The sequence below is a fragment of the Burkholderia sp. Ap-955 genome (assembly GCF_011753045.1).
Classification (GTDB): domain Bacteria; phylum Pseudomonadota; class Gammaproteobacteria; order Burkholderiales; family Burkholderiaceae; genus Burkholderia; species Burkholderia lata_D.
This window is the reverse complement of sequence record NZ_VWWH01000056.1, coordinates 1-24,454: the sequence shown is the minus strand read 5'-3', so window position 1 is coordinate 24,454 and position 24,454 is coordinate 1. Positions and strand designations below refer to the sequence as shown.

17 protein-coding genes are annotated in these 24,454 nt (G+C 64.4%); 5 read left to right on the top strand and 12 right to left on the bottom strand.

Annotated elements, in window-relative coordinates; genetic code table 11:
- Positions 1 to 95: 95 nt before the first annotated feature.
- The 3 genes from F3J15_RS24935 to glmS form a co-directional block, all read right to left on the bottom strand.
- Entirely contained in the window at positions 96 to 1,541 is a 1,446-nt protein-coding gene (locus F3J15_RS24935) for a multidrug DMT transporter permease (protein WP_166894644.1), read from the bottom strand.
- Entirely contained in the window at positions 1,538 to 5,947 is a 4,410-nt protein-coding gene (locus tag F3J15_RS24930; RefSeq protein WP_166894642.1) for an ATP-binding protein, read from the bottom strand. Before F3J15_RS24930 ends, F3J15_RS24935 begins: the two co-directional genes overlap by 4 nt.
- 691 nt (positions 5,948 to 6,638) lie before the next feature.
- Entirely contained in the window at positions 6,639 to 8,468 is a 1,830-nt protein-coding gene (gene glmS, locus F3J15_RS24925) for a glutamine--fructose-6-phosphate transaminase (isomerizing) (RefSeq protein WP_166894640.1), read from the bottom strand.
- Positions 8,469 to 8,624: 156 nt separating this feature from the next.
- Between glmS and F3J15_RS24920 the strand changes: the two genes are divergently transcribed.
- Positions 8,625 to 9,116, top strand: coding sequence for an Lrp/AsnC family transcriptional regulator (locus F3J15_RS24920; protein WP_034181959.1), 492 nt, complete (start codon positions 8,625 to 8,627; stop codon positions 9,114 to 9,116).
- A gap of 51 nt (positions 9,117 to 9,167) precedes the next feature.
- Here F3J15_RS24920 and panB read toward each other — a convergent pair whose 3' ends face one another.
- Entirely contained in the window at positions 9,168 to 10,025 is an 858-nt protein-coding gene (panB, locus tag F3J15_RS24915) for a 3-methyl-2-oxobutanoate hydroxymethyltransferase (RefSeq protein ID WP_166894638.1), read from the bottom strand.
- 77 nt (positions 10,026 to 10,102) lie between these two features.
- On the opposite strand from panB, the gene F3J15_RS24910 reads away from it, so the two are divergent.
- Positions 10,103 to 10,921, top strand: coding sequence for a helix-turn-helix transcriptional regulator (locus tag F3J15_RS24910; RefSeq protein ID WP_166894636.1), 819 nt, complete (start codon positions 10,103 to 10,105; stop codon positions 10,919 to 10,921).
- Positions 10,922 to 10,940: 19 nt separating this feature from the next.
- Here F3J15_RS24910 and F3J15_RS24905 read toward each other — a convergent pair whose 3' ends face one another.
- A complete protein-coding gene (locus F3J15_RS24905) occupies positions 10,941 to 11,474 on the bottom strand; it encodes a methylated-DNA--[protein]-cysteine S-methyltransferase (RefSeq protein WP_089432112.1) in 534 nt (177 codons plus the stop codon).
- The gene (locus tag F3J15_RS24900; protein ID WP_166894635.1) at positions 11,471 to 12,955 is read right to left on the bottom strand and encodes a DNA-3-methyladenine glycosylase 2 family protein; all 1,485 of its coding nucleotides are present in this window, start codon (positions 12,953 to 12,955) and stop codon (positions 11,471 to 11,473) included. Before F3J15_RS24900 ends, F3J15_RS24905 begins: the two co-directional genes overlap by 4 nt.
- A gap of 321 nt (positions 12,956 to 13,276) precedes the next feature.
- Between F3J15_RS24900 and F3J15_RS24895 the strand changes: the two genes are divergently transcribed.
- Positions 13,277 to 14,569, top strand: coding sequence for an MFS transporter (locus tag F3J15_RS24895; RefSeq protein WP_166894633.1), 1,293 nt, complete (start codon positions 13,277 to 13,279; stop codon positions 14,567 to 14,569).
- 79 nt (positions 14,570 to 14,648) lie between these two features.
- On the opposite strand, the gene F3J15_RS24890 is transcribed toward F3J15_RS24895, so the two are convergent.
- Positions 14,649 to 15,752 (bottom strand): LacI family DNA-binding transcriptional regulator, encoded by a 1,104-nt coding sequence (locus tag F3J15_RS24890; protein ID WP_166894631.1) that lies wholly within the window; start codon positions 15,750 to 15,752, stop codon positions 14,649 to 14,651.
- A gap of 82 nt (positions 15,753 to 15,834) precedes the next feature.
- On the opposite strand from F3J15_RS24890, the gene F3J15_RS24885 reads away from it, so the two are divergent.
- Positions 15,835 to 16,671, top strand: a complete 837-nt coding sequence (locus tag F3J15_RS24885; protein WP_069250721.1) for an NAD(P)-dependent oxidoreductase — start codon at positions 15,835 to 15,837, stop codon at positions 16,669 to 16,671.
- Between the two features lie 19 nt (positions 16,672 to 16,690).
- Here F3J15_RS24885 and F3J15_RS24880 read toward each other — a convergent pair whose 3' ends face one another.
- From F3J15_RS24880 to F3J15_RS24870, 3 genes are all read right to left on the bottom strand, one after another.
- Positions 16,691 to 17,011 (bottom strand): DUF1330 domain-containing protein, encoded by a 321-nt coding sequence (locus F3J15_RS24880; protein ID WP_166894629.1) that lies wholly within the window; start codon positions 17,009 to 17,011, stop codon positions 16,691 to 16,693.
- Between the two features lie 219 nt (positions 17,012 to 17,230).
- Positions 17,231 to 17,935, bottom strand: a complete 705-nt coding sequence (locus tag F3J15_RS24875) for a hypothetical protein (protein ID WP_166894627.1) — start codon at positions 17,933 to 17,935, stop codon at positions 17,231 to 17,233.
- Positions 17,936 to 18,039: 104 nt separating this feature from the next.
- Complete coding sequence (locus F3J15_RS24870; protein WP_166894625.1) at positions 18,040 to 18,510, bottom strand: MerR family transcriptional regulator; 471 nt, start codon at positions 18,508 to 18,510, stop codon at positions 18,040 to 18,042.
- A 77-nt stretch (positions 18,511 to 18,587) separates the two neighbouring features.
- On the opposite strand from F3J15_RS24870, the gene F3J15_RS24865 reads away from it, so the two are divergent.
- Positions 18,588 to 19,832, top strand: a complete 1,245-nt coding sequence (locus F3J15_RS24865; RefSeq protein ID WP_166894623.1) for an NADH:flavin oxidoreductase/NADH oxidase family protein — start codon at positions 18,588 to 18,590, stop codon at positions 19,830 to 19,832.
- Positions 19,833 to 20,000: 168 nt separating this feature from the next.
- On the opposite strand, the gene F3J15_RS24860 is transcribed toward F3J15_RS24865, so the two are convergent.
- On the bottom strand, positions 20,001 to 22,118 hold the full coding sequence (locus F3J15_RS24860; RefSeq protein WP_166894621.1) for a TonB-dependent receptor: 2,118 nt from the start codon (positions 22,116 to 22,118) through the stop codon (positions 20,001 to 20,003).
- Positions 22,119 to 22,171: 53 nt separating this feature from the next.
- Positions 22,172 to 24,286 carry a TonB-dependent receptor gene (locus F3J15_RS24855; protein WP_166894619.1) on the bottom strand — a complete coding sequence of 705 codons (2,115 nt, stop codon included), beginning with the start codon at positions 24,284 to 24,286 and terminating at the stop codon, positions 22,172 to 22,174.
- Between the last annotated feature and the right edge of the window lie 168 nt (positions 24,287 to 24,454).

Below are 24,454 nucleotides of genomic sequence, written 5' to 3'. Positions count from 1 at the left end.
ACTATAGCGTCAGTTCTGCAATTGTTGATGCGATACGCGAAGACTCTTCGAACTGCGCGCTCCTGCTATAAGCGATAGAGCAGAACCCGTGGTGCTCAAATGAAGAGCACACCGCATTCAGGCTCGCCTGCCACAAACGGTTCATGACCGTTTGAGCGCTGCAGTCGACTGACCTGCCATAGGTAAAAGTGGCCATCAGGAGGGGGCTCCGACTGGGCTTGCAGACTATCAGCCGTTCCGACCAGTGCAGTGCCGCAGAATCCGCACATAGCGGCAGGATGAACTGGGGACCACGCGGCGTTCCAATAGCTGGCCGTCGCAATTGGTCCGTTTGCAGACGAAATTTGTAGTTCACCGCCTCGTGGTTCGACAGTCAGTCGACTGTCAAGACCCGTTGCAACGGGGTAGTAGAGACGAGTGGGGTACAGGTCCCGCTGAAGATACCCGATTCGGTCGAATCCATACACAGCAGCCATCGGCGCGGCGTTTGCGTCATGGTCCAGTACGCTTTCAAGGTCTGCCACCGGCACGAAAGTAGTCATTCCCCAACCAGGAGACTGGCAAGTGCCGTAACCCCAATGCTTTTGTCTGTCAAAGAAGCGGGCGGCCAGATCGCGGGCATCGACGGCAGTGGCTCCCCAGCGACGCCATCTAACTACAGATAGTTCGACGATTTCCTTGTCATCCGCATAAGTCGGCGACACCAAAGATAACAGCACTGCCTTGGGCTCAGCCGCGGCTAGCGAGGTGAGCGCACTCCGAATGAAGGTTTCTACCGATGTAGAGTCAGCGGTGACCTGCTTGCCTAAGGCAGGCAACCACGACGGGCGCACTGGACGCAGAAACGCCAAGGTAGGGTCAACGGGGAGTGCGTCGACCGCAAAATGTACGGCTGCTTCGTCAGGCATGCTCCCGTAGGCTCTTGCCACGTCGAGTGTGCGCTGATAGGCGGTCAGCATGCGCAGCATCGCTCTGGCCGCGAAGGCTCCTGCCATGCCATCGCCAACTGGACGTACGAAGAAAGCCAGGTCACCTTGGAGAGGCGCGTTTGGGTATACCCCCTCCGTCCTAGACCACTCAAAGGCACACTGCCGTACGAACGGAAGTCCCGATTCTCGCTCCAGTTGCGCCAGACGCGTGAAGTAAATCGGGGGTACGTCGAAACCTTGAAGCTCCCGAAATCTTGCCGGCGCTTTGAAGTGTTCGGGAACCATCTCTAGTGGTGGGTTCGGCGCCGTACTTAACATACGCCCCATGTCGCTCAGCAGGAGCGCCGCTAGCAACGACGGGTGGGACACTATCGACGCGAAGTTCGACGGTGGCGTGTAGCCCTGCCTCGCTGCCATCCAGAAGACGCAGATTACTTCGACCGTCTCAGCTTCCAGGCGACAGCGGGCCAACTCCATCATTAGTTGCTTTTCTACCTCCTCCTGGGTCTCCGGGGAGAGGAGCAACGCTGCAAGCTCCTGCATCGCCCACCATCGTGTCGACGCGATTGGCCAGCGAAGACGAGCAATTAGAATTTCGAGGTCCAGGCTCAAGCTGCGCCTCCCTTCGCCCCGGCAAGTGTTTTCGCCCAGTCCGGTCGCTCAAGGCGCAAGGTCCTCGTATCCTCCTGAACGCTCCGCACCATGGCCTCAGTAAACTGAACTGCCTCAGCTGTCCGACGTTGAAGACCCAGAAAGAAGACCATCATGTCGCTCGGGATGACACGTGTCAGACGAGGCACGGAGTACCAGCTGAACGCTGACTTCAAGAAGAACTCATCGCACCGTCGATGGTACTTGTCAACCACGAGTCTCAACCGTGCTTCGGTCACTTCTCGGCGCTCGGACATTGAGCCCAGCCAGCCGCCATTGAAAAGCTGTGCCTGCACGATGTATGGAAACGCGGCAGCGGCGCCCTCAAGCCTCAGCTTTGTCGCAAATGCTAAGTCGAGCAGTCCGGCCAGGTCATCGTCACGGCAATTTTCTGACAGCAACTTCGGCTCGAGCACTGCGATGAGCTGCGAGCCATTCCCCTGCGTCTCCCAATGGGCGTACCATTCGCGCAGGACGTCCCGGCGGACACCGTAATGCTCCCTCAGGTCTGATTGCAGTCGCAGCAGGTCGTCCACCGCATAGGTTTTCACGTCACCCGCGAAAGGCTTCTTCCAGTCTTCTGCCGAGTTGCCCGACCGAGGCCCGGCGATTTGACCGACATCGGCGCCGATATGCGTGTGGACCTCAGCAAGCATCTGTGCTGCGCCCGAATCCCCATTTGCAGCCGCCTTTTTCAGTGAATCTATGGCGTCTGCATGAAGCCCAGTTCTAACCACTGCCTTCAGCACCGGGGAACTTGAGTCGCCCGTTATGACGTAAGCCTTGAGGCTGTTTTCCGCGTGATACCAGTCGCCGACTTCCGTATGCTCTCTGTACTTCTCCGTGAGGGCGCTTCGATTCAACTTCGCAAGAAGTTCATCCGCCTGTGCAAGGACGTGTCGGGTGCCTTTGCCGTCCGTGTAGGCCAAAACGTTGTGCACCTGGGGGGCAATATCGGCCAGAAGCCGGCGAGTTTCATCAGGAGCGATAGGCTGAAGGTACTCCAGCGCATCCATGACATCCGAGAGTGCCGGGTCCTTCCGTTGCCCATAGCCCAGCGCCAGCTCCCATGTCCTGCGGCACAGGTCTGCAGCGAGCGAATTGAGGTTGTGTCGCAGCGCCATCTCGCACAGCTCGAGGACGGCCATCATGCGTACGCCGGTTTCCTCATCGACGCTCTCATCCAGTGCCGTCAACTGGCTCCGAATGAAGAAGTCGGCCGCCTCATCGGAAAGTGCCTTGACGCCGCCGGACACGTACTGCGTCCGGAACTGGGCTCCATCGAACCAGGACAGGTTCATGGCGCGCTGCATTTCACTCGCACCGACCTGCGGGCTCGCGCCGAGTCTTGAGCCGAGGAGGTGTAAGTCGGTCGCAATGGTATGCAGAGCACGTCGAAAATCGGAGGCTCCTTGGCCGCGCTCGTAGTTGCGAAAATCCGGGACTGCGATGCTATCGAACGCCTCATAGACGTATGAGAAGGAAACTGCCTCTCGAGCTGCCCATCGTCGGGCGACGTCACGCGCCAGCTCCCCTAACCGATTCAGATAGTCCGAGACGTTCTTCCGCTCCTTGAATTGCGGAGCATTGAGTAGGCAGAAGTCATCGTCCTTCGCGGTGAGCGCGAGGCGCGCCGCACCAAAGAACCAGTCATATGCAAGTCTGGCGAGGGAGTCGCGCCGCCCCTCGTAGTCACGACCGAGCCAGTCAACTTCAAGAGGCCTCATCCAGAAAGCCATATCCTTCCCCGCCAGTGCCGCCAGGCAACTGATGAGCACACCGCAGTTCAGGTGCGGGAACTCGTTCCAGGCCGTGAGGTCTGCCTCTGCCATCGCCGCTGCGCGCACAGCGGCATCACACACCATCAGCTTGGCCTTGCCCTCCGGGACCGCGACTGCGATGTTCACGAGTATTCGCAAGTTCGTTTGCTCGACTTGCGCTTCCAGAAACTTGCGCGCAATTGATGGGCTGCGCTCGCCCACAATTTCAACCGCCCAACCCAGGCTAGTTCCAATTACACCAAGAGTGGAAAATGATTTCGCCAGATAAAGCATCTGGTCACGCGCTTCGTAGCTCCTGTTCCCGCTGACAAAGCGGCTTTCGCCACGGTACCGCCGAAAGGCTTCTTCCGCGCACTTGGCGGCAGTCGGCGAGTCACCTCTTGCGTCGAGTGCCAGACTAAGGGCAGCCATGTCTACGATTGGCATTTCGTGTCGCGACGCGACTGCCTCTTCAATCACGCTGACGTCGGGAGCAAGCGTCCATGTGCAGGCCTTCAGACGAGCGGCGTCCGCACCTGAGAGCTGGTATGACAAACTGTTCAGCAACCTCGTCTTGAGATGACGAAGACGATACGCTGCCGCGTACTGTGCGCGCTGGATGGCGTGCTCTTCGGCCTCACCAAGCAGGCCTTCAAAAAGCTCGGTGGGGTAACCCTCCTGAAGCCGTTCCATTACCCAGTCGCGCTGGAGACCAGCGATTAGCTCTTCCGGACGCCCTTGCTTGGCCTTCACCGCCCATAACCAGTTGACGCGCAGAGCGTTGGGGGCTGCTTGGCTGAGCCAAGTCTCCACGTGAGGCGTCAGCGCGGCGACGCGCCGGTTGTATTCATCGGTCTGTTTGACGAAAACGACAAGGCTCTCATGAAACGCCTTGAGGCCAGCCGCTGAATGGTGCAACAAGTGCTCAACAGCGGTCACTGCGGGAACGGGAAGGCCGGCAAGTCTGGGAATGTCGACAAACGCCGACTTGGGCCAGAAGAACGAGAACTCGCAAATCAGTCTCAGAATATCCTTCTGACTTGCGGTGAGCAGTTGCCAGAGGGAACCGTAGTAGCTCTTTACATCATGACTAAGGTCGCCGGCTAGCTGTTCGACACTCCACTTGGACAGCAAGCGGCCGGAGCGGACGAGTTCCTCTGTCGCATAAATTACATGCAGAGGATGGCCGTTAGTCCGTGCACGCATCTCGGCCGCTGCAGCTTGCAGTTCCTCTTCGGCCCGCCCCCCCTTGATGTCCATCTGCAGACGTCCCTGGCTAAGCTCCTTCCGTAGGTACTGGAGCACAGCGTCGCCTGACATTGGTGGAAGTTCTCTCCACGTACTGCGAGGCGCTTCCGTCAGCAGCCGGTTCGGTAGCTGGACGTCTTCGACTGGTTGAGTTCCGACGACAATCACCAGATTCTCAACGGCCGGCAGAACTTGGTTGAATACTTCGTCGAGAGGACGCTTGTCATGTCCCTGGTTCCGCCAGACATGGTCCAGGCCGTCTAGGACGACGACAAAGGGCTTCCCCTTCGACTTGTAGTGAACGGCACAGGTCGCCAGAGCAGCACGCAGCGTCCTGTCGTGAACGACAACCTCGCTGTGGAAGTTATCGACCTGAGCTAACAAGGATTCCTCAACAATAAAACTGGTGTGGCGGTCGAGCGAGCGGTCGGTCTGGGACAGATAGTAGTGGTGTCGAGCGAAGGGGATACCCTTCTTTTGCAAGAGCTCGCATACCTTGCTCAGGAATGTGCTCTTGCCGCGACCAGGTGGACCCGTCAATACAATCGGTTGTTTTGGCGTTGACTCAATGGCGGCGATGAACGAAAGGTAGAATGCGTTGTCAGGCACCCGATACCCAGGCGGGATGGCGAAGTTTTCGGGGAGCGGTTCGGGTGCAACGACCTTCAACGTGGCCTTCAACAGGTCGAAGGTAATCCAACCATCTGGTGCTGGCTGGTTCTTCTCAATGGACCAATGGACGGCCCTGTTCTTGAGCGTCTCCGTGCCCTCGACAGTGGCATAACGTCTAAGTCTTTGCGTGACGTGGGCCTCGATGCTACTAAAGCCCTTATCGCTATGCCGAACCTCCAACACCTTGAAGAGCCGCTCTGCGTTATCGGCTCCGTTGAGTTCCTGCTCAATCTTGTTTCGAACCTCGCTTGGCGCGCACTTGTAGTCGATGAAGTTGCCGGCTAGGCATGCTTCCATCGGAAGGTCCGGAACCCTGTTTGTAAGTAGACGGATTTCGCCGACCCGAGACCGCTCGATGGCTTCAAACGCATCGAACCACTTGCGAAGGTTCGACCGAGACCTCCCACCTGCCTTGCCCGGCTTATCGAGTAGCCATTCCCAATCCAACGCATGCTTATCTGGGGACGGCGTGAACTTTACCTGCCACAGGTCAAATCGACCGTCGGGACGTTCAGCGACCAAGTCGTCAAGGCCTTGGGGTGCTACAGCATCCTCATCGCACTCGAAACGAATGCGCGTGTAGCGCGTGGGAGAGTCCAACCAGTCACACAACAAATTCACGCCCTGCATGGTCTGGTATACGTACCCTGCAGCGGGTATGGCTGTGTTCTTGATATCTGAGGTCATCGAGAAAATAACGGCATACGCTGATAGAACGTTCGTCTCGCCAGTTGATGTGCAATCGAATGGAAATGTGCCCTAGCATGCCTTCTAAGGTCAAGGTCCCCGAGACGCTACAGACGACGAACAAACAATTCAACGGTGAAGCGCAAGGTGCCTTCGGTCATGGAGCCGGAGCGAAAGGGGGCGCGATTGCGGTATCCTCGGCGGTGGCACGGACTTCCACTTTGACGGCCGCGGCACAACTGCACCCGAGAGCAAACCTAAGTGGCCGTCGCAAGTAATGCAATGCATCGAGCGCAGTTGAGCACGACTGAAACGCCAAGGAGCGTCTTGAGACAATCACCACGCTCGGAGCATGACTGTGCACCGAAGGTGCGGGCTGCGTTAGCGGCGGCGCCCTTTGACGGCTAGGTGACGGGCATTGGGGGTTGAAAGGCCGGAGGGGTAGCTCAGGCAACGAGGCCGCGAACGTCCGCTTAGTGGGGCGTCGCTCCTGTGGAATTTGTGAAATCTGCAAGACAATCGCAATAAAGTGGCGCCGAAAAAAGCTCCGGCGCCACTTTGACAACAGTTTCAGTTACGCCTTGTTAGGAAAGGCTTGGCAGCACAAAAGACCGTCGTAACCAAACCTGAATCGGGTGTCCGTAACCGGAATTAATGCAACTCAGCACCCGAATCGCTGATTCGGAGACTCTCACTCAACCGTCACCGACTTCGCCAGATTCCTCGGCTTATCGATATCCGTCCCCCGCGCCAGCGCAGCGTGATACGCGAGCAGTTGCATCGGCACCGTATGCAGAATCGGCGAAAGCGGCCCGTAGTATTCGTTGAGCCGAATCACCTCGATTCCTTCGCTCGGCACGAGTCCGCAGTCCACATCCGCGAACACAAAAAGCCGTCCATTCCGCGCACTGACCTCATGCATGTTCGACCGGAGCTTTTCAAGCAGCATGTCATTCGGCGCAACCGCAATCACCGGCATCTCGTTACTCACCAACGCCAGCGGCCCATGCTTCAGCTCCCCCGCCGGATAAGCCTCCGCGTGAATATACGAAATCTCCTTCATCTTCAGCGCGCCTTCGAGCGCGATCGGATAATGCATCCCGCGCCCGAGAAACAGCATGTTGTCGCGTCGTGCGAGCAGTTCCGACCAAGCCATGATCTGCGGCTCGAGCGCGAGCACTTTCGACATTGCATCCGGCAGATGCCGCAGCGCACGCAGATGCTCCTTCTCTTCGCCGTCGCTCAACCGCCCGCGCACCTGCGCAAGCGACAACGTCAGCAGAAACAACGCAACGAGCTGCGTCGTAAAAGCCTTCGTCGACGCCACCCCGATTTCGACGCCCGCACGCGTGACGAACTGCAGCGCACATTCCCGCATCAAAGCACTCGTCGCGACGTTGCAGATCGCGAGCGTATGCATCATCCCGCTGCGCTTCGCGACATGCACCGCACCCAGCACATCGGCCGTCTCGCCACTTTGCGACACCGCGACAACGAGCGTGCGCGGATTCGGCACGCTATCGCGATACCGAAACTCGCTGGCAATTTCCACGCTGGCCGGCAGCTTCGCGATGCTCTCGATCCAGTACTTCGCCGTGAGCGCCGCGTGATAGCTACCACCACACGCGAGCAGCAATACTGAATCGACATCATTGAACACGCGCCAGGCACCATCACCAAACAACTCCGGCATGATCGAAGACACATCGAGCAACGTATCGGCCACCGCCTGCGGCTGCTCGAAGATCTCCTTCTGCATGTAGTAGCGATACGACCCGAGGTCGGCCGCTCCGTTATGCGCGGCGACCCGCTGCACCGCGCGCTCGACACGCTGGCCGGCCGCATCGACGATCCAGTAGCGATGCAGTTGGATATCGGCAACGTCACCGTTCTCGAGGTAAGCGATGCGATCGGTAATCCCCGACAGCGCAATCGCATCCGACGCCAGAAAATTCTCGCCTTCGCCGACACCCACGACGAGCGGCATGCCATCACGCGCACCGACGATCCGGTGCGGCTCGTCGCGACACATCACCGCGATTGCATAACTGCCGCGCAGTCGCGCAACCGCACGCCGGACCGCATCGAACAGATCGCCGTCGTACAGGTGATCGACCAAGTGCGCGATCGCCTCGCTGTCGGTCTGGCTCGCGAACACATAGCCATGCGCCTGCAGTTCCGCGCGCAGTTGGTCGCAGTTCTCGATGATCCCGTTGTGCGACAGCGCGATGCGCGCATTGGCGTCGCTCGGCGAGAAGTGCGGATGGGCGTTGAGCGTGACAGGCGCGCCGTGCGTGGCCCAGCGCGTATGCGCGATGCCGGTGTAGCCCGACAGCGCATGCTCGGCGATCTCGCGCTGCAGATTGGCCACACGATCGACGCTGCGGGCGCGCGCCAGCGCCCGGTCGCGGTAGACCACGACGCCGCACGAATCGTAGCCGCGGTATTCGAGCCGCTTCAGGCCGTCGACCAGGTTCGGCAGGATGTCCCGCTGGGCGACCGCCCCGACAATTCCACACATATCGCGCTCCGTAAATGTCCTGTCTGGATCAGTGAGAGCGATGGTATGGCGAGCCAAATGGAATTAAATTTCAAAATACAAGAACAAATGAAACAAATGGTAGATCGTCTATCATGTTGAAATTAAATTTCACGTCCTGACCAGAAGGAGCCGCGAATGGCCGGCATCACCCTCGACGATCTCGACCTGCGCATCCTCGCGATCCTGCAGGACGACGCGTCGGTGTCGAACCTGCAACTGGCCGAGCGAGCGCTGTCGTCGCCGCCCACCTGCATGCGCCGCGTGCGCCGTCTGACGGAGGCCGGCGTGATTCGCCGGCAAGTCGCGGTGCTCGACCCGGTGGCGATCGGCACGGCCGTCACCGCGCTGATCGAAATCAGCCTCGACCGGCAGACGGCCGAAGACTACGACGCGTTCGAAGCGTACGTATGCGCGGAGCCGGCCGTCACGCAGTGCTATCGCGTGTCGCCGGGGCCGGATTTCGTGGTGGTGGCCGATCTGGCCGACGTCGCCGAATACGACGAATTCGCGCGACGGCTGTTCACCGGCGCATCGAACGTCCGCAACGTGCGGACGTTCTTCTCGACGCATCGTGCGAAGTTCGAAGCGAACGCGCGAGTCGCGCATGCGATGCGCAAGCGCGCATGAGGTGATCGCACCATCATTCGCCATGCGTTCGCGAATGCCTCCGCGACGTCATCACACAGCAGCGTCAGCCGCGCCCATCAATTGCAGCGGCTTGCCATACCCGAAGCAATGCGCGGGCTCCGGAAACACATGCTGCCGCACGTCGTGCGCGTACTGGCGGATCGCATCGCGCATCACCGCATTCGCATCGGCATAGCGCTTCACGAAACGCGGCGTGTACGCATCGAATGCGCCGATCATGTCCTCCGTCACGAGCACCTGTCCGTCGCACGCGGGCGATGCGCCGATGCCGATCGTCGGGATCGTCAGCGTTTCGGTGAGATGGCGCGCAAGCGCTTCGGCCGTCCCTTCGATGACGACGCTGAACGCGCCGGCCTGTTCCGCCGAACACGCGGCGTCGAACACCTGCGCGGCCGAGCGCGGGTCCATCCCCTGCGCGCGGAAGCCGCCCGTCGCGTTGGCCTGCTGCGGCATGAGGCCGACGTGCGCCATCACCGGAATGCCGCGCTCGGTCAGGAAGCGGATCGTATCGGCCATCTCGCTGCCGCCTTCGAGCTTCACGCCCTGCGCGCCGGTTTCGGCGAGCAGGCGCGCGGCGGAGCGATACGCTTGCGCGGGCGATTCCTGGTACGTCGAGAACGGCAGGTCGACGACGACACATGCCTGCGCAGCGCCGCGCACGACGGCCGCACCGTGTGCAATCATCATGTCGAGCGTGACGCGCAGCGTATCGGGCATTCCGTACAGCACCATGCCGACGGAGTCGCCGACGATGATCACGTCGGCCACCTCGTCGACCAGCTTCGCCATCGGCGCGGAATACGCGGTCAGCGACACGAGGCTGCCGATGCCCTTGGTCGAACGGATCGCGGTGACGGTCTTGCGGGTGGTGCGGGTATGAGCGCTCATGAACGGAAGCCGTGTGAAGGAAGAGCCGCCACGGTAGCATCGCGCTCGTTCGTGCAATGACCTTCGGAGGACGTCTTATGTTGCTGGCGGGACAATCGGGTGACCCTTACGCGGTGCCGCCGATGGCGCGCCTGCCGAGGCCGTTGTATGTGCGTGCGTTCGGGATTCCCGGCAACGTGAGCATCGACGCGCACAGTCATCCGTGGGCGCAGCTGATGTATGCGACGAGCGGCGTGCTCGAAGTATCGACGCCGTCGGGCCGGCACCTGCTGCCGCCGCACTATGCGATGTGGATTCCGCCGCACGTGCCGCATGCGGTGTCGACGCGCGATTGCGTCGCGTTCCACAGCCTGTATCTCGATGCGGCGATCGCGCGCGACGACGTGCACGACGATTGCGCGATCCTCTGCATGACGCCGCTGCTGCGCGAGCTGGTGCTCGCCACGGCCGAATTGCCGGTGAACTACGACGAGACGGGGCCGGACGGTGCGCTCGTCTGCCTGATCGCCGACCGGATCGCTCGCATGCGGCAGGCGCCGCTGACGGTGCCGCTGCCGCGGGATCCGCGTCTGCTGAAAATCGCGCGTGCGCTGCATGCGGATCCGGGCGATACGCGCAATCTCGACGAATGGGGGCATCAGGTCGGCGCGACGCGACGCACGCTGTCGCGGCTGTTCCGGCAGGACACGGGGCTGTCGTTTACCGAATGGCGGCAGGCGGTGCGGCTGCTGGCGTCGCTGCCGCTGCTCGATGCGGGCGAGCCGATCGGCGCGGTGGCCGCGCAACTGGGCTACGACTCGACGTCGTCGTTCATCGCGCTGTTCCAGGCGAAATTCCAGGTGACGCCCGGCGCGTATGCGAAGCGTGAAGCGCGCCGGCCCGTGCTGAACGCATGACGCGGTCGCACGCCTCCACTCAGAACGCGAGCGCCTGCTGCACCGGATGGTGGGCGCCGCGCTCGAACCCCGCACCTTCGAGCGACAGCAGCGCGCGCTTGCGATCGATGCCGCCCGCATAGCCGGTCAGGCTGCCCGACGCGCCGACCACGCGATGGCACGGCACCATGATCGACACCGGGTTCCGGCCGACCGCACCGCCCACGGCGCGCGCGCCACTCATCGGCAACCCGACGCGCTCGGTGATGTCGCCGTACGTCACGAGTTCGCCGAACGGAATCGCGAGCAGTTCCTTCCATACCCGTCGTTGAAACGCGGTGCCTCGCAGGTGTATCGGCACCGAGAACGTTTCGCGCATGCCGGTGAAGTACTCGGCAACTTCTTCCGCGACCTTGCGCGCCAGCGGCGACATCGCGAGCGCGTCTGCTTCGGTCACGATCGCAACCGGCGGGAAGTATTTCTGGCCGACGAAGTAGAGGCCCGTCAGCGCATCGTCCTCGATGCGCACGGCGATGTCGCCTAGCGGGCTCGGAATCAGGTGAGCGGGTGTCATCGCAACACATCTCCATGAAGGCGCCACACGTGCAGTGCGGCATACGCGCGCCACGGCGCCCAGCGCGCCGCATGCGGCGCGGATGATGGCACACGGGCGCGTTCGGTGCGCGCGGGCAGCCAAGCATCGTCGGCCGGGAACGCATTCGGCCAGGCCATCGCGCGCATCGCGACGTACTGCACCGCGTGTTCGTCGAAGCCGGGTAGCGCGCGCAATGCATCAAGCGTCGTGTCGAGCGGCGCCATCGGTTCGAGTGAGAGCGTGCCGTCGTCGACTGCGCGGGCGAGCGACACGATCGCCTGTGCGGGTTCGCGCGCGATGCCAATCGTTTCGAGGGCGGAAGGCGGCAGGGCCGCCAGCGTCGCGGCGGAGGGCAGCGCGTGTGTGAGGCCGCGCGGCGCGCCTTCGATCGATGTGCCGAAACGTTCGGCGATGCGTGCCAGCACCGGCGTGCCCGTATGCGTCGCCGCAAGCCGTTCGCCCGCGATCGCACGGATCGCGATCTCGATGCCGTCGAACGCACCGGGGACACGCAGGCCCGGTGAGCCGCTGGCGAGTTCGCCGAGATGCGCGTCGATCACGTCGGGGCGGCTGTCGAGATCGAACAGCCGCCGCACACGCGCGAGCACGGCCGGTACGACCGGCGTCAACGCGGGCGATACGGTGACGGCCAGCGCGAAGCGCTGCGGCACGTGCGCGACGGACAACCAGCCGGCCACGCGCCCGTTATCGACGTTGGTGCTCCCGTTCCGGTTCGGCAGTTCGACGACACGCACATAACCCTGCGCATCGATCCGCTCGACACCGTCGATCTGCCGCTGCGCGAGAAAGCGCATCAGGTCGTCCCAAGCGAACGGCGGGCGATACGGCAGCGGAAACGTCATGTCGCCATCGGCCGACGCGCGGGCTCCTTTGCGCAGCCGGAGTGGATTGAGGCCGTAACGCTGCAGGAACAGGTCGTTGAAGCGCCGCACGCTGCCGAACCCGGCCGTGGACGCGACGACGGCCACCGGCAGCGCGGTATCGGTCAGCAGCCGCTTGGCCATCAGCAGCCGGTGCGTTTGCGCGAACTCGACCGGCGACACGCCGAACTGCGCGCCGAAGATCCGGCGCAAGTGGCGTTCGGTCACGCCGACCCGCTGCGCGAGCGCATCGACGGAATGGGCGTTCAGGAAACCGTCCTCGATCAGCGTGGCGGCCGCGTCGGCGAGCGTGCCGGACAGGTCGAGCAGCCCGTGGCCGGGCGCGAGCTCGGGGCGGCAGCGCATGCAGGGTCGAAAGCCGGCTTTCTCGGCGGCCGCGGCGCTCGGGTAGTAGCTGCAGTTCTGCGCCTTCGGCGGCTTCACCGGGCAGACGGGGCGGCAATACACGCCCGTCGTCGCGACGCCGACGAAGAACCAGCCGTCGAAGCGGCGGTTCCGCGAAAGCAGGGCGTCGTAGCAGGTGTCGGGATCGAGGCGCATGAGACGACTGTAAACCATCCCGCCCGCCGATTCTGGCTGGAATCGGACATGTGTCTCGGCGGCCGTCCTCGGGTGCGCCGGCCAGGAAAATCCCGGAAAAACGGTTAATGCCATGTAGTGAAACAGTCGTCTCTTTTGCCGTGACAATTTTGAGATGACTCATCGAAATCCCCGACTGACAGGGCGCCGGCGCACGACCTATCCTTTGAAAAACGTTTTCCAGATTGATCGACGGAATCGGTCGTGCGCGACAGGCGCGCCGCTGTCCGTCCCGGCGCCGGTCGCCGGTCAACGAACATCGTGCGGCGCGACGGGCGCGGCCGCGAATCGGAGACATTCATGCAATCTGCCGTCGTCGGCGCCGTGCGCGCTGCCGCCAGCCGCTACCGCTGGACCGTCTGTGCGCTGCTGTTTTTCGCGACCGTCATCAACTACATGGATCGGCAGATCCTCGGCCTGCTCGCGCCGATGCTCCAGCACGACATCGGCTGGAGTCAGGTGCAGTACGGCCGCATCGTGATGGCGTTTTCCGCGTTCTATGCGCTGGGCCTGCTCGGCTTCGGGCGCATCGTCGACCGGCTCGGCACGCGCATCTCGTATGCGCTGGCGATGCTGGTGTGGAGCATCGCCGCAATGCTGCACGCGGCGGTCGGCTCGGTGATGGGCTTCGCGTTCGTACGCGCGCTGCTCGGGATCGGCGAGGGCGGCAACTTCCCGGCCGCGATCAAGACGACGGCCGAATGGTTTCCGCGCCGCGAACGCGCGCTCGCCACCGGCATCTTCAACTCGGGCGCGAACATCGGCGCGGTGTTCGCGCCGGCGATCATCCCGGCGATCGCGGTGGCCTACGGCTGGCGCGCGGCGTTCGTGATCGTCGGCGCGATCGGCATCGTGTGGCTCGCGGTGTGGCTCGTGCTCTATCGTCAGGCCGATACGCGCGCGCTCGCCGCGGAGTACGACGAGCCGCGCGACGAATCGGAAGCGCTCGACGCGGCGAACGCGAATGCCGGCGCGCCGCGCTGGGGCGAACTGATCCGCAAGCGCGAGACGTGGGCGTTCCTGATCGGCAAGTTCCTGACCGACCCGGTGTGGTGGTTCTACCTGTTCTGGCTGCCGAAGTGGCTCAACGAATCACGCGGGATGGACATGCAGCACATCGGCCTGCCGCTCGTCTGCATCTATGCGCTGACGACGGTCGGCAGCATCGGCGGCGGCTGGCTGTCGTCGACGCTGCTGCGCGCGGGCTGGAGCGTGAACGGCGCGCGCAAGACGGCGATGCTGATCTGCGCATGCTGCGTGCTGCCGATCGCGTTCGTGTCGCAGGTGCAGAGCCTGTGGGCCGCGGTGCTGATCGTCGGGCTCGCCGCCGCCGCGCACCAGGGCTGGTCGGCGAACCTGTTCACGACGGCGTCCGACCTGTTCCCGCGCCGCGCGGTGGCATCGGTGGTCGGCATCGGCGGGATGGCGGGTTCGATCGGCGGCGTGCTGTTCTCGGAAGTGATCGGCCAGGTGCTGCAACGCACGGGCCACTACTGGGTGCTGTTCGCGATCGGTGCGTCGGCCTACCTGATCGCGTTGGGCGTGATGCACATGCTCACGCCGAAGATGAAGCCTGCGCAACTCGCCGCGTAATCGTGTAATCGCGTGTCCGCAAACGAACGCGCCGCCCTTGGGCGGCGCGTTTTCTTTTGCAGGCGCGAAAACGGGGGACTCAGCCGACCGCGGCCGTCGACGCGCGCATGATCAGCCGCGGCTCGAACGTCGAATAGCTCGCATCGGTGCGACCCGCGAGCGCGTCGATCAGCTTCTGCATCGCGAGCTCGCCCATGTTCTCGCTCTGGATGTCGACGGTCGTCAGCGCGGGCGCCGCGTATTCGCCGTACGGCACGTTGTCGATGCCGGCGACCGACACATCCTGCGGCAACCGGAAACCGAGCGACGTGGCCTCCTTCATGAAGCCGAGCGCGATCAGGTCGTTGTAGCAGATCACGGCTTGCGGGCGCTGCGGCCCGAGCATCACGCGCGAACACGCACGCTCGCCGGCTTCGGCGGTCGGCGCATGCGCATCGTGCACGTCGAGCGTGAGCCCGGCTTCCGCGAGACAGTCGCGGGCGCCCTGGATCCGCTCATCGTTCACGCGCGCCGTGCCGAAGCCGAGATACGCGATGCGCGTGTGGCCGAGATTGAGCAGGTGGCGCGCAAGCATGTAGGTCGACAGCCGGTTGTCGATGCCGACGCTCGGAATCGGCAGGCCGGGGCTGCGACGCAGCAGCACGAGCGGTTTGTTGAGATCGAGCATCCAGCCGGCTTCTTCATCCGGCATCCGCGTGCTGACGATCAGCCCGTCGACGCGCTGCGCGAGCGCCTCGATCAGCGAGCGTTCGCGCGCCTGGCTCTCTTCAGTATCGACGAGCAGCAGCGTGTAGTCGTGCTGCAGCGCGACGCGGTTCGCGCCTTTCACCACGTTCGTGAAGTGCGGGTTGCTGATGTCGAGGATCACGAGGCCGATCGTGCGCGTGCGGCCGGTGATCATCGAGCGCGCGAGCGGATTCGAACGGTAGCCGAGCCGGTCGATCGCCTCCTTGAGCCGTGCCTCGACGGTCGGCGAGAAGCGCTGCGTGCCGTTCACGTACTTCGATACCGTCGCGACCGACACGCCTGCTTCCGCCGCCACGTCGCGGATCGTCGGGGAAACTTTTTTCATTCGAAGGGTAACGTTTTCGTTCCGTAAGGCCGGATTGTGGCAGAAAAAGGGCGCGCGCGGCCACGCGCCGATATCGGGAAAGTGCGGATGGCTGCGGATGGGTTCGGCCATTGACGTTCGGCGGTGCGCCCGCGTATAGTTGGAAAACGTTTTCCGATTCAGTCAGAATTCAGGTCAGATTCAAGGAGAGTCAATGAACGCCTCATCCACCGGCGCGCGCAAACCGTTCGGGCGCCTGCTGCTGACGGGCGCGGCCGGCAACCTCGGCCGCCAGTTGCGCGGCGCGCTCGCCGACTGGGCCGACGTCGTGCGCGTCAGCGACATCGCGACGCTCGGCGACGCGGCCGCGCATGAAGAAACCCGCGTCGTCGACCTGGCCGACCGGGCCGCGGTGATGCAGCTGGTCGACGGCGTGGACGCGATCGTCCACCTCGGCGGCATTTCGGTCGACGCGCCGTTCGACGATCTCGTCGGCGCGAACATCACCGGCACGTACAACCTGTACGAAGCCGCGCGCAAGCACGGCGTGAAGCGCGTCGTGTTCGCGAGCTCGAACCATGCGATCGGTTTCCATCCGGTCACGGAAGTGCTCGACGCCGATTCGCCGCTGCGCCCCGACAGCCTGTACGGCGTGACGAAGTGCTTCGGCGAATCGCTGTCGCGCTACTACTTCGACCGCTTCGGGATCGAGACCGTGTGCCTGCGGATCGGCTCATCGTTCGAAGTGCCGAAGAATCCGCGCATGCTCGTGACGTTCCTCAGCTATCGCGACTTCATCGAGCTGGTGCGCTGCTCGCTGCTGACGAACCGCGTCGGGCACGCGATCGTGTACGGCGCGTCGGACAACCCGGTGAAGTGGTGGGACAACACGAAGGCCGGCTTCCTCGGCTTCCGCCCGCGTGACAGCTCCGAGCAGTTCGCCGGGCTGTTCCCGGTGACGGCGCCGACTGCCGACTACGACGATCCCGCGCAGCGGTTCCAGGGCGGCGGGTTCGTCGTCGGCGAGCCGATGGAGCGCAACGCGTCGTAAGCGTCGCCGGCGCCGCGCCTCAGCGCAGGATGTCGGTCGCCTTGTGCCGCTCGTCGACGCCGTCGATCAGGATCAGCGGGCCGCTCGCGTGCCGCGCGCGCAGCGGCTGGATCTGCCGATACGCATCCGATTCGTACCACGCGCGCGCCGTGTCCGGATCGGGAAACGCGATCGCGATCAGGTCGCCGCGCCACACGCCTTCACGCACGTCTGGCCGCGCGCCGTGAATCACGAAATGACCGTCGTACGGCGCGAGCGTGCCGTCGATGCGTTCGAGGTATTCGACGATGTCGTCGCACATCTCGACGTCGTGCAGGTGGGCGATGGCGTAGGCGGTCATGGCAGGCTCCTCGATGTGATGCGGTTCATGCGTCGATGGAGCCATCATCGCGGCGCGGGCGGTGCGCGTCGATTACCTGCGACGTAAGCAAATCTGCGCGGCTGCGAAAGGGGGCAGGCGCGTGCCGGCAGACATACTGCGCGTGCGGCACGGCAGTGTCCGCGCATACCGCTTGTCCGCACGCATCGCCAGTCGCGGCGCGGCGGCGTGGCGTCGCCGTCAATGCGCGTTGCTGCAAGCCGGATCGGTGCCTCGCCGCTCGGCCGAATCACACCAGTAACCCGGCCGCCACGCTTCGAACGTGACCGCTTTCGCCGCATCGGCGCGCGTGACGCGCACCGGGTCGGCTTTCAGCGCGTCGCCGTTCGGGTCGTCGTTGAAGCGCCAGTTCCGGAACACCTCGCGATGGAACACCCACGTGCGATGCGCGTTGTCGTAGCGAAACGTGACACGGTCGCGCCAGTGGTCATGGCCCGCGAATACGCCCTGTTCGACCGTGAAGGTGCGCGGTTCGATCGTGAGCGCGTTCTCGGCGACGCCATCGAGATACGGGTCGCCCATCCCGCCTTCGTCGGCTTTCATGATCACGGTGTCGTTGCGCGCTGCGAGCCGGTAGTGCCCGTCCTTGCCCGGCAGGAAGATCATCAGCGGACGCAGCGACGCCTTGCGCGTCGAGTCGTCGGCCCGATGCGCGACGACGACATAGCCGACATGGGGGCTGTCGGTCAGTCGTCCTGACGCGGCATCCATCGCTTCGTAGCCGGCGGGCAACTGCGCGACGATGTCGTCCGGAAGGTCGGGGGCGGCGGGGCACGCGAACGACGCAGGCGTATCGGCGCACGTCCTGGCGCAAGCGCTGCCGATGCCGATGCCGAACGTCAGCAGTGCGGCGACGAGGAGTCCTTTGATGCCGGGGATCGTCATGCGAATCGGGTCTTGAAGTCGCGCTGCGGAAGCCGGCGCACACGCGTCGACCCGTCTCGCCGCAGCGAAGGTTGGTTGTTCGTCAGGTGACGCAGTGTAACCAGTCATGCGCGCTTGCGTGTCGGCCGCGGGGCCGACAGCGGTGCCGGTGCCGACGCCGGCGCTTCGTCGGCCTGCGCGCTCAGCCGGTCGAGCATCCGTTGCGCGGTTTCCGCGCAATCCTCGCCCTCCGGCTTGTTCTCGATCTCGTCGATCAGCACCTCCAGATGTTGCCGGTTCTGCGCGAGACGCTGTTCGAGCAGCACGATTTCCTCGACCTTGTGCCGCAGCGCGACCAGCAACTCGTCGCGCGGCCACGCGCCGAGATCGGGCGGACACACCGCGCGGATCTCGTCGAGCGTAAAGCCCGCGCGCTGCGCGCGGTCGATGATCGCGAGCCGCATCAACGCTTCCGACCCGTATTCCCGATAGCCGTTGGCCTGCCGACGGGCCGGTTCGAGCAGCCCGCTCGCTTCGTAGAAGCGGATGCGGGACGCCGCGAGGCCGCTCGCCTTCGCCAGTTCGCCGATTTTCATGCGGTGCTCCAAAAGGGCTTGACCTTGAAGTTGACTTTAAAGTTATCGTTGGGCATCGTCAATCGAGGGTGCCCTCCATGAACCTGTTTACACCGCTGACACTGCCCAACGGGGCGGTGATTCCGAACCGTCTGGCCAAGGCCGCGATGGAAGAGAACATGGCCGATGCGAACCACGCACCGTCCGACGCGTTGCTGCGCCTGTACCAGGCGTGGGCCGACGGCCAGGTCGGCCTGATCCTGACCGGCAACGTGATGGTGGACGGCCGCGCGATGACGGGGCCGAACGGCGTCGTGCTCGAGAGCGATGCGCATCTCGACCGCTTCCGCCGCTGGGCGCAGGTGGCGCGCTCGGGCGGCGCGCACGTGTGGATGCAGATCAATCACCCGGGGCGCCAGATGCAGGCGGCGCTCGGCCAGACGACGCTCGCGCCGTCGGCCGTGCCGCTCGCGCTCGGTGCGCTGTCGAAGCAGTTCCCGGTGCCGAAGGAGATGACGCCGGCCGATATCGCCGACGTGCAGCGGCGCTTCGTGCGTGCCGCGCAACTCGCGGAGCAGAGCGGCTTCACCGGCGTGGAGATTCACGCGGCGCACGGCTATCTGCTGAGCCAGTTCCTGTCGCCGCTGACGAACCGCCGCCAGGACCAGTGGGGCGGCAGCATCGAGAATCGCGCACGCCTGCTGCTCGACATCGTGCGGGACGTGCGTGCGACGGTATCGCCGGAATTCGCGGTCGCGGTCAAGCTGAACTCGGCCGATTTCCAGCGCGGCGGCTTCAGCGCGGAGGATGCGAAGCGCGTGGTCGAACTGCTGAATCCGCTCGGCGTCGATCTCGTCGAACTGTCGGGCGGCAGCTATGAAGTGCCGGCGATGCAGGGCGAGGCGCGCGACGGGCGCACGCTGGCCCGCGAAGCGTATTTCCTCGAATTCGCGCGCGACATCACGGCCGTCGCGCGGATGCCGCTGATGGTCACGGGCGGCATCCGGCGTCGCGTGGTTGCCGAGCAGGTGGTCGACAGCGGCGTGGCGATGGTCGGCATCGCGACCGCGCTGTCGATCGAGCCGAACCTGCCGCGCGACTGGCGGGCCGGCAAGGACAGCGCGCCGGTGCTGGAACCGATCCGCTGGAAGAACAAGGCGCTGGGCGCGCTGGCCAACATGGCCGTCGTCAAGTTCCAGCTCACGCGGCTCAGCGAGGGCAGGCGCACGCACCCGCAGGTGTCGCCGCTGCGCGCGCTGGTCAGGCAGCAACTGGCCGCGCAGTGCCAGACGCGGCGCTACCGGAAGTGGATGGCGGGGCGCGCGGCGGGCACGCGTGCGTGACGTGCGGTCATGCGGCCCGGCGAGTTGTGCGTCGGGCCGCTGTTCGCCGATCCAGGGCGTTCATGCGGTTGCGTGAGTGGCCGTGCATTCGCGGCGAGGTCGCGATGCATGCCCCCGCCGCAGTGCATGCGCACTGGCGGCGGGTGCGGCGCATTGCACCGTGCCGCATCAGAACCGGTAGTTCGCCACCACTTCAAGCCGCCGGTCGTTGCCGAGCAGGTACTGCGTCTCGTTGTAGTACGCGGACTGCACGAAGCGCCGGTTGAATACGTTGTACGCACGTGCGGTGATCGTCGTGTCCTTGCGCGGCTTCCACGCGAGGCCGAGGTCGACGGTGGTGTACGACGGCATCACGAGCTGGTTCGCGGTGTCGGCGAAACGCTTGCCGACGTACTTGACGCCCGCGATGCCCATCCAGTCCGGCGCGAAACGCCAGCTCACCCACAGGTTCGCGAGCCGCTGCGGCACCGACACCGGCACGTTGCCCGCGCGCGACACCGTCGTGCCGCCGGACGTCTGCTGGAAGTCGTCGTATTTCGCGCGCAGGATCGACACGTTCGCGTCGACCCGCCAATCCTTCGCGATCTCCGCGCCGACCGTGGCCTCGAGCCCGCGCGACGACTGCTGGCCGATCTGAATCGACTGGTTCGGGTTCAGCGGATCGGCGCTCAGGAGATTGCTCTTGACGATCCGGTACGCGGCCAGCGTCCATTCCGCCTTGCCGCCGAGGAACGACTGCTTCACGCCGATCTCGATCTGCCGGCCGGTCGCGAGCGTGAAGTTCGCCTTCGACGCATTCAGCGACAGCAGCGAGCTGATCGGATCGGCCGCGACCGAGTACTGGCCGTACACGGCGAGGCCGGGCTGCACGTCGTACACGGTGCCGATGCGCCAGCCCGTGTTCGCGAACACCTTCGTGAATGCGCCGCCGTTCACGAGATCGTCGCGGTTCACGCTTGCGTGGTCGTAGCGCAGCCCGCCGATCACCGACCAGCGCGGCGTGATCTCCAGCCGGTTCTCGGCGAACAGCGCGTACTGATTCGCCTGGCTGCGGTACTTCGGATAGGTGCCGGCCGTGTTGATGAAGCTGCCCGGATCGAAGTTGAACGGATCGACCGTCGACGTGCCCGAATACGGCGAATTGTTGTCGTGCTGGAACGTCGTGTGATTGAACTCGACGCCCATCGAGAACGTGTTGCGCATCCCGAGCAGCGCGGTGGTGACGGTGGCCGCCGTCACGTTGCCGTACTGCTCCTGGTCGTGGAAGATTTCCGTGAAGCTGCTGCGCCGCACTTGCGCGGTCGACGGCAGGTACGTGTAGTACTCCGCATCCTTCCAGTGGCGGTTGCTCTTCATCCGGTACAGCGTGCTCGTCACGTTCAGGCTGTCGCTCGGCTGCCAGTTCGCCGACACCGTCGCCCAGCTGTCGCGGAACGCGATGTCGCTGTCGCCGACGTTGTAGTTCTTCTTGTCGAGTGCGCGATCGCGCGCGCCGTTCACGAGCGGCACGCCGAAATACTGCATCGGATGCTGGAAGCCCTGCGCGTACGACGCGGTCACGTACAGGTCGGACGTCACGTCGTAGCGCAGCGCGCCGGAGATCGACAGGTTGCGCGAATTGCCGCGGTCGACCCAGTTCGACGAACGGTTGCCGCTGATGTCGAAGCGGTACGACAGCTTGTCGTTGATCGCGCCGCCGCTGCCGAACGCAACCCGCGCCGTGCCCTCGGTGCCGCCGCCGACCTGCAGCTCGTTCCGGATCGCGCCGCGCGTCGGCTTCTTCGGCACGATGTTGACGACACCGCCGATCGAGCCTTCGCCGTAGATCACCGACGCCGGGCCGCGCAGCACGTCGATATGGTCGACCGACCACGTGTCGAACGGAAACGTGATGCCGATCGCGCCGTACGGCCGCACGCCGTCATAGAGCTGCGTGACCGACGACGCGCCGACGAAGCCGCGCGCGCCGAGCTCCGAGCCGCCGTTGCCCGGATGCGGCGACGCGCTGATGCCGGCGGCGCGGCTCACCGCGTCGACGATCGCGCTGTCGCCGCGCGTGTCGAGCGTCTTGCGATCGATCTGCTCGACGCTCGCGGGCGTTTCGAGCGAAGTCAGGCCGAGACGGCTGCCGGTGTCGAGCGGCTGCGTGAGCGGTGTCATCTTCTGGGCGTTGACGCGAATCGGTGCGAGCGTCGCGCCGGTGCTCGCGGCATCGCTTTCCTGTGCTTGCCCGGCGGGCGAGAAGGCCGCGAGGACGGCGGCAGGCAGCATCAATCTGAACTTCATGTTTCGGTATCCTTTGAATCTGTTCAATGCGGTGTTTCTTGTCAGGCCGGGCATCAGAACGCGTACCGCATGCCGGCGAACACGCTGCGCCCTTCGCCCGGATAGAAGATCGCGGCGTTCGCCGTGCGCGCATCCGCGACCGTGCTGATGTCGCTCACATAGCGCTTGTTGGTCAGGTTGCGCGCGTCGACGAACAGCGAGAGGCCATTGCGGAAGTCGTAGCCGGCCTGCAGCCCGAGCAGCGTGTAGCTCGGCACGCGCAACGTGTTCGCATCGTCGGCCCACGCGCCCGACGGCACCCAGTCAAGCGTCGCCGCGATGTGGAAGCCGCTCGGCCGCGCGTAACCCAGCGTTGCGCGCAGCACGTTCAGCGGCACGCCCGCGATCCGGTTGTTGCCGTACTGCGGGTCGTTCTTGAAGCGGAAGTCGTTCAGGTTCCAGATGCCCGACAGCGTGACCTTGTCACCCGCGCCGCGCCCGGTGACGTTGCGCAGCAACTCGACCGACGCGCCGGCCTCGATCCCTTGCAGCACCGTCTTGTTCGCATTGAACGTCGACGCCGGGACATCCGGGTTCGTCGTGTACTGCAGCAGCTGGTCGCGCACGAGCGAGCGATAGGCGGTCACGTCCCAGCTCACGCGCTCGCGCGAGCCGCGCGTGCCGAACTCGAGGGTCCACGCGTGCTGCGCCGCGAGCGGCGTGAAGCGCGTCGTGTTCGAGAAGGTCTGCGTGAGGTCGGTGAAGTCGGGCACGTCCTGGCTGCGCGTGATGTCGACGTAGGCCTGGGTGTTCGCATCCGGCTGCCACAGCAGCCCGAGCTTCGGATTGACGCCGCTGTAGCTCGCGTTCGTCGACTTGTAGTTCGGGTCGCGCGGCAGCCCGCCGTTGTCGATGTACTCGCGCACCGAGTGCAGCACCTTCACGCCCGTCATCAGCGCGACCGTCGGCACGAAGAACAGCCGGTTCTCCACGTACGCCTCGTAGTTGAACGCCGTCTGCGTCGAGTCGAGCGTCTGCGCGCCCTTGTTGCCGTTGACGTTCACGTACTGGTTCGCCTGCGTGCGGCCGCCGAAGAAGCGCGCACCGACGATCAGGTCGTTGCGCATCCCGCCGAGCGTCAGGTGGCCCGTGTAGCGCGGCGCGAAGCCGTAGGTCCAGCCGTCCTGGTCGAGCGCCTGGAAGATCGGGTGATAGAGGCTTTTGTGGATCGCCCACGTGTCGAACTGCAGTTCGCCCGAATCGAGCTTCACCGTCGTGCGGTTCGCGATTCGCTCGGTGCGGGTGTTGCGCGCCTGGTCGCCCGATATCGCGTTCGGCGCGGCCCGGGTCGGATTGTTCAGCGCGTCGGACAGCGACAGCGTGCCGGGCAGCAACTGGTCGACGACGTACACGCCGACGTAGAAGCGCGTCTCGACCGTCGGGCTGAACCGGTAGCCGACGTTCGCGTTGAACTGCTCGTATTGCCCCTTCGAATGATCGCGGTAGCCGTCCGCGTGATTGACGCTGAAGTTCGCGAGGAAGTCGAGCGGGCCGAGCACGCGCGAGATCTGCGCGCTGGTGCGCACCGTGCCGTAGCTGCCGCCTTCCACGCGCACGATGTTCGGCGCGTCGGCGGTATGGGCGGTCGGCGCGATGAAGTCGATCGCGCCGCCGAGTGTCGACGCCCCGTACGCGAGGCCGTTGCCGCCCTTGTAGACCTGCACCGCCTGCAGCGCGAGCGGATCGATCTGGTAATAGTCGCCGCTGCCGTCCGCGAGGTTGGTCGGGATGCCGTCCTGCAGAATCTCGAGGCCGCGCGTATGGTACGAGCGGGCGATCCCCGAGCCGCGAATCGACAGCCGCAGCTCCTGGCCGTAGCGGTTCTCGACGAACACGCCGGGCACGTCCTTCAGCACGTCGCGCAGCGTGAACGCGTAGGTGTTCCGGTAGCTGTCGGCATCGACGAAGCCCACCGAGCCGACCGTCTGCTCGAGCGTGCGCTTCAGCTTGCCGGTCGATGTCGATGTCAGCGAGTCCATCTCGCGGGTTGCGTTGACGTGGATCGCGGGCAGCGTCGACGCGGCCGGTGCATCGGTGGGCGCGTCGGCGCCTTGCGCGCAGGCGGCCGACGCGAAGAGAACGGAAATCGCGCCGGATAGCGCGGCGGCAATACGGGTCGAGGTAAACATGTCGTTGTACGTATGGTTATGGTGACGATGACGAGTCGGACACGATGCGCGCCATGCGCGGCGCCGGCCGCCGCGCGTGGTCACGCGCGCGGGTTCGGCATCGGGCACCGGCAGGGCGGGCAGGCGAAGCGGACGGCGCCGCGCGGTATGCGGCGGCGCGGTCGCGAG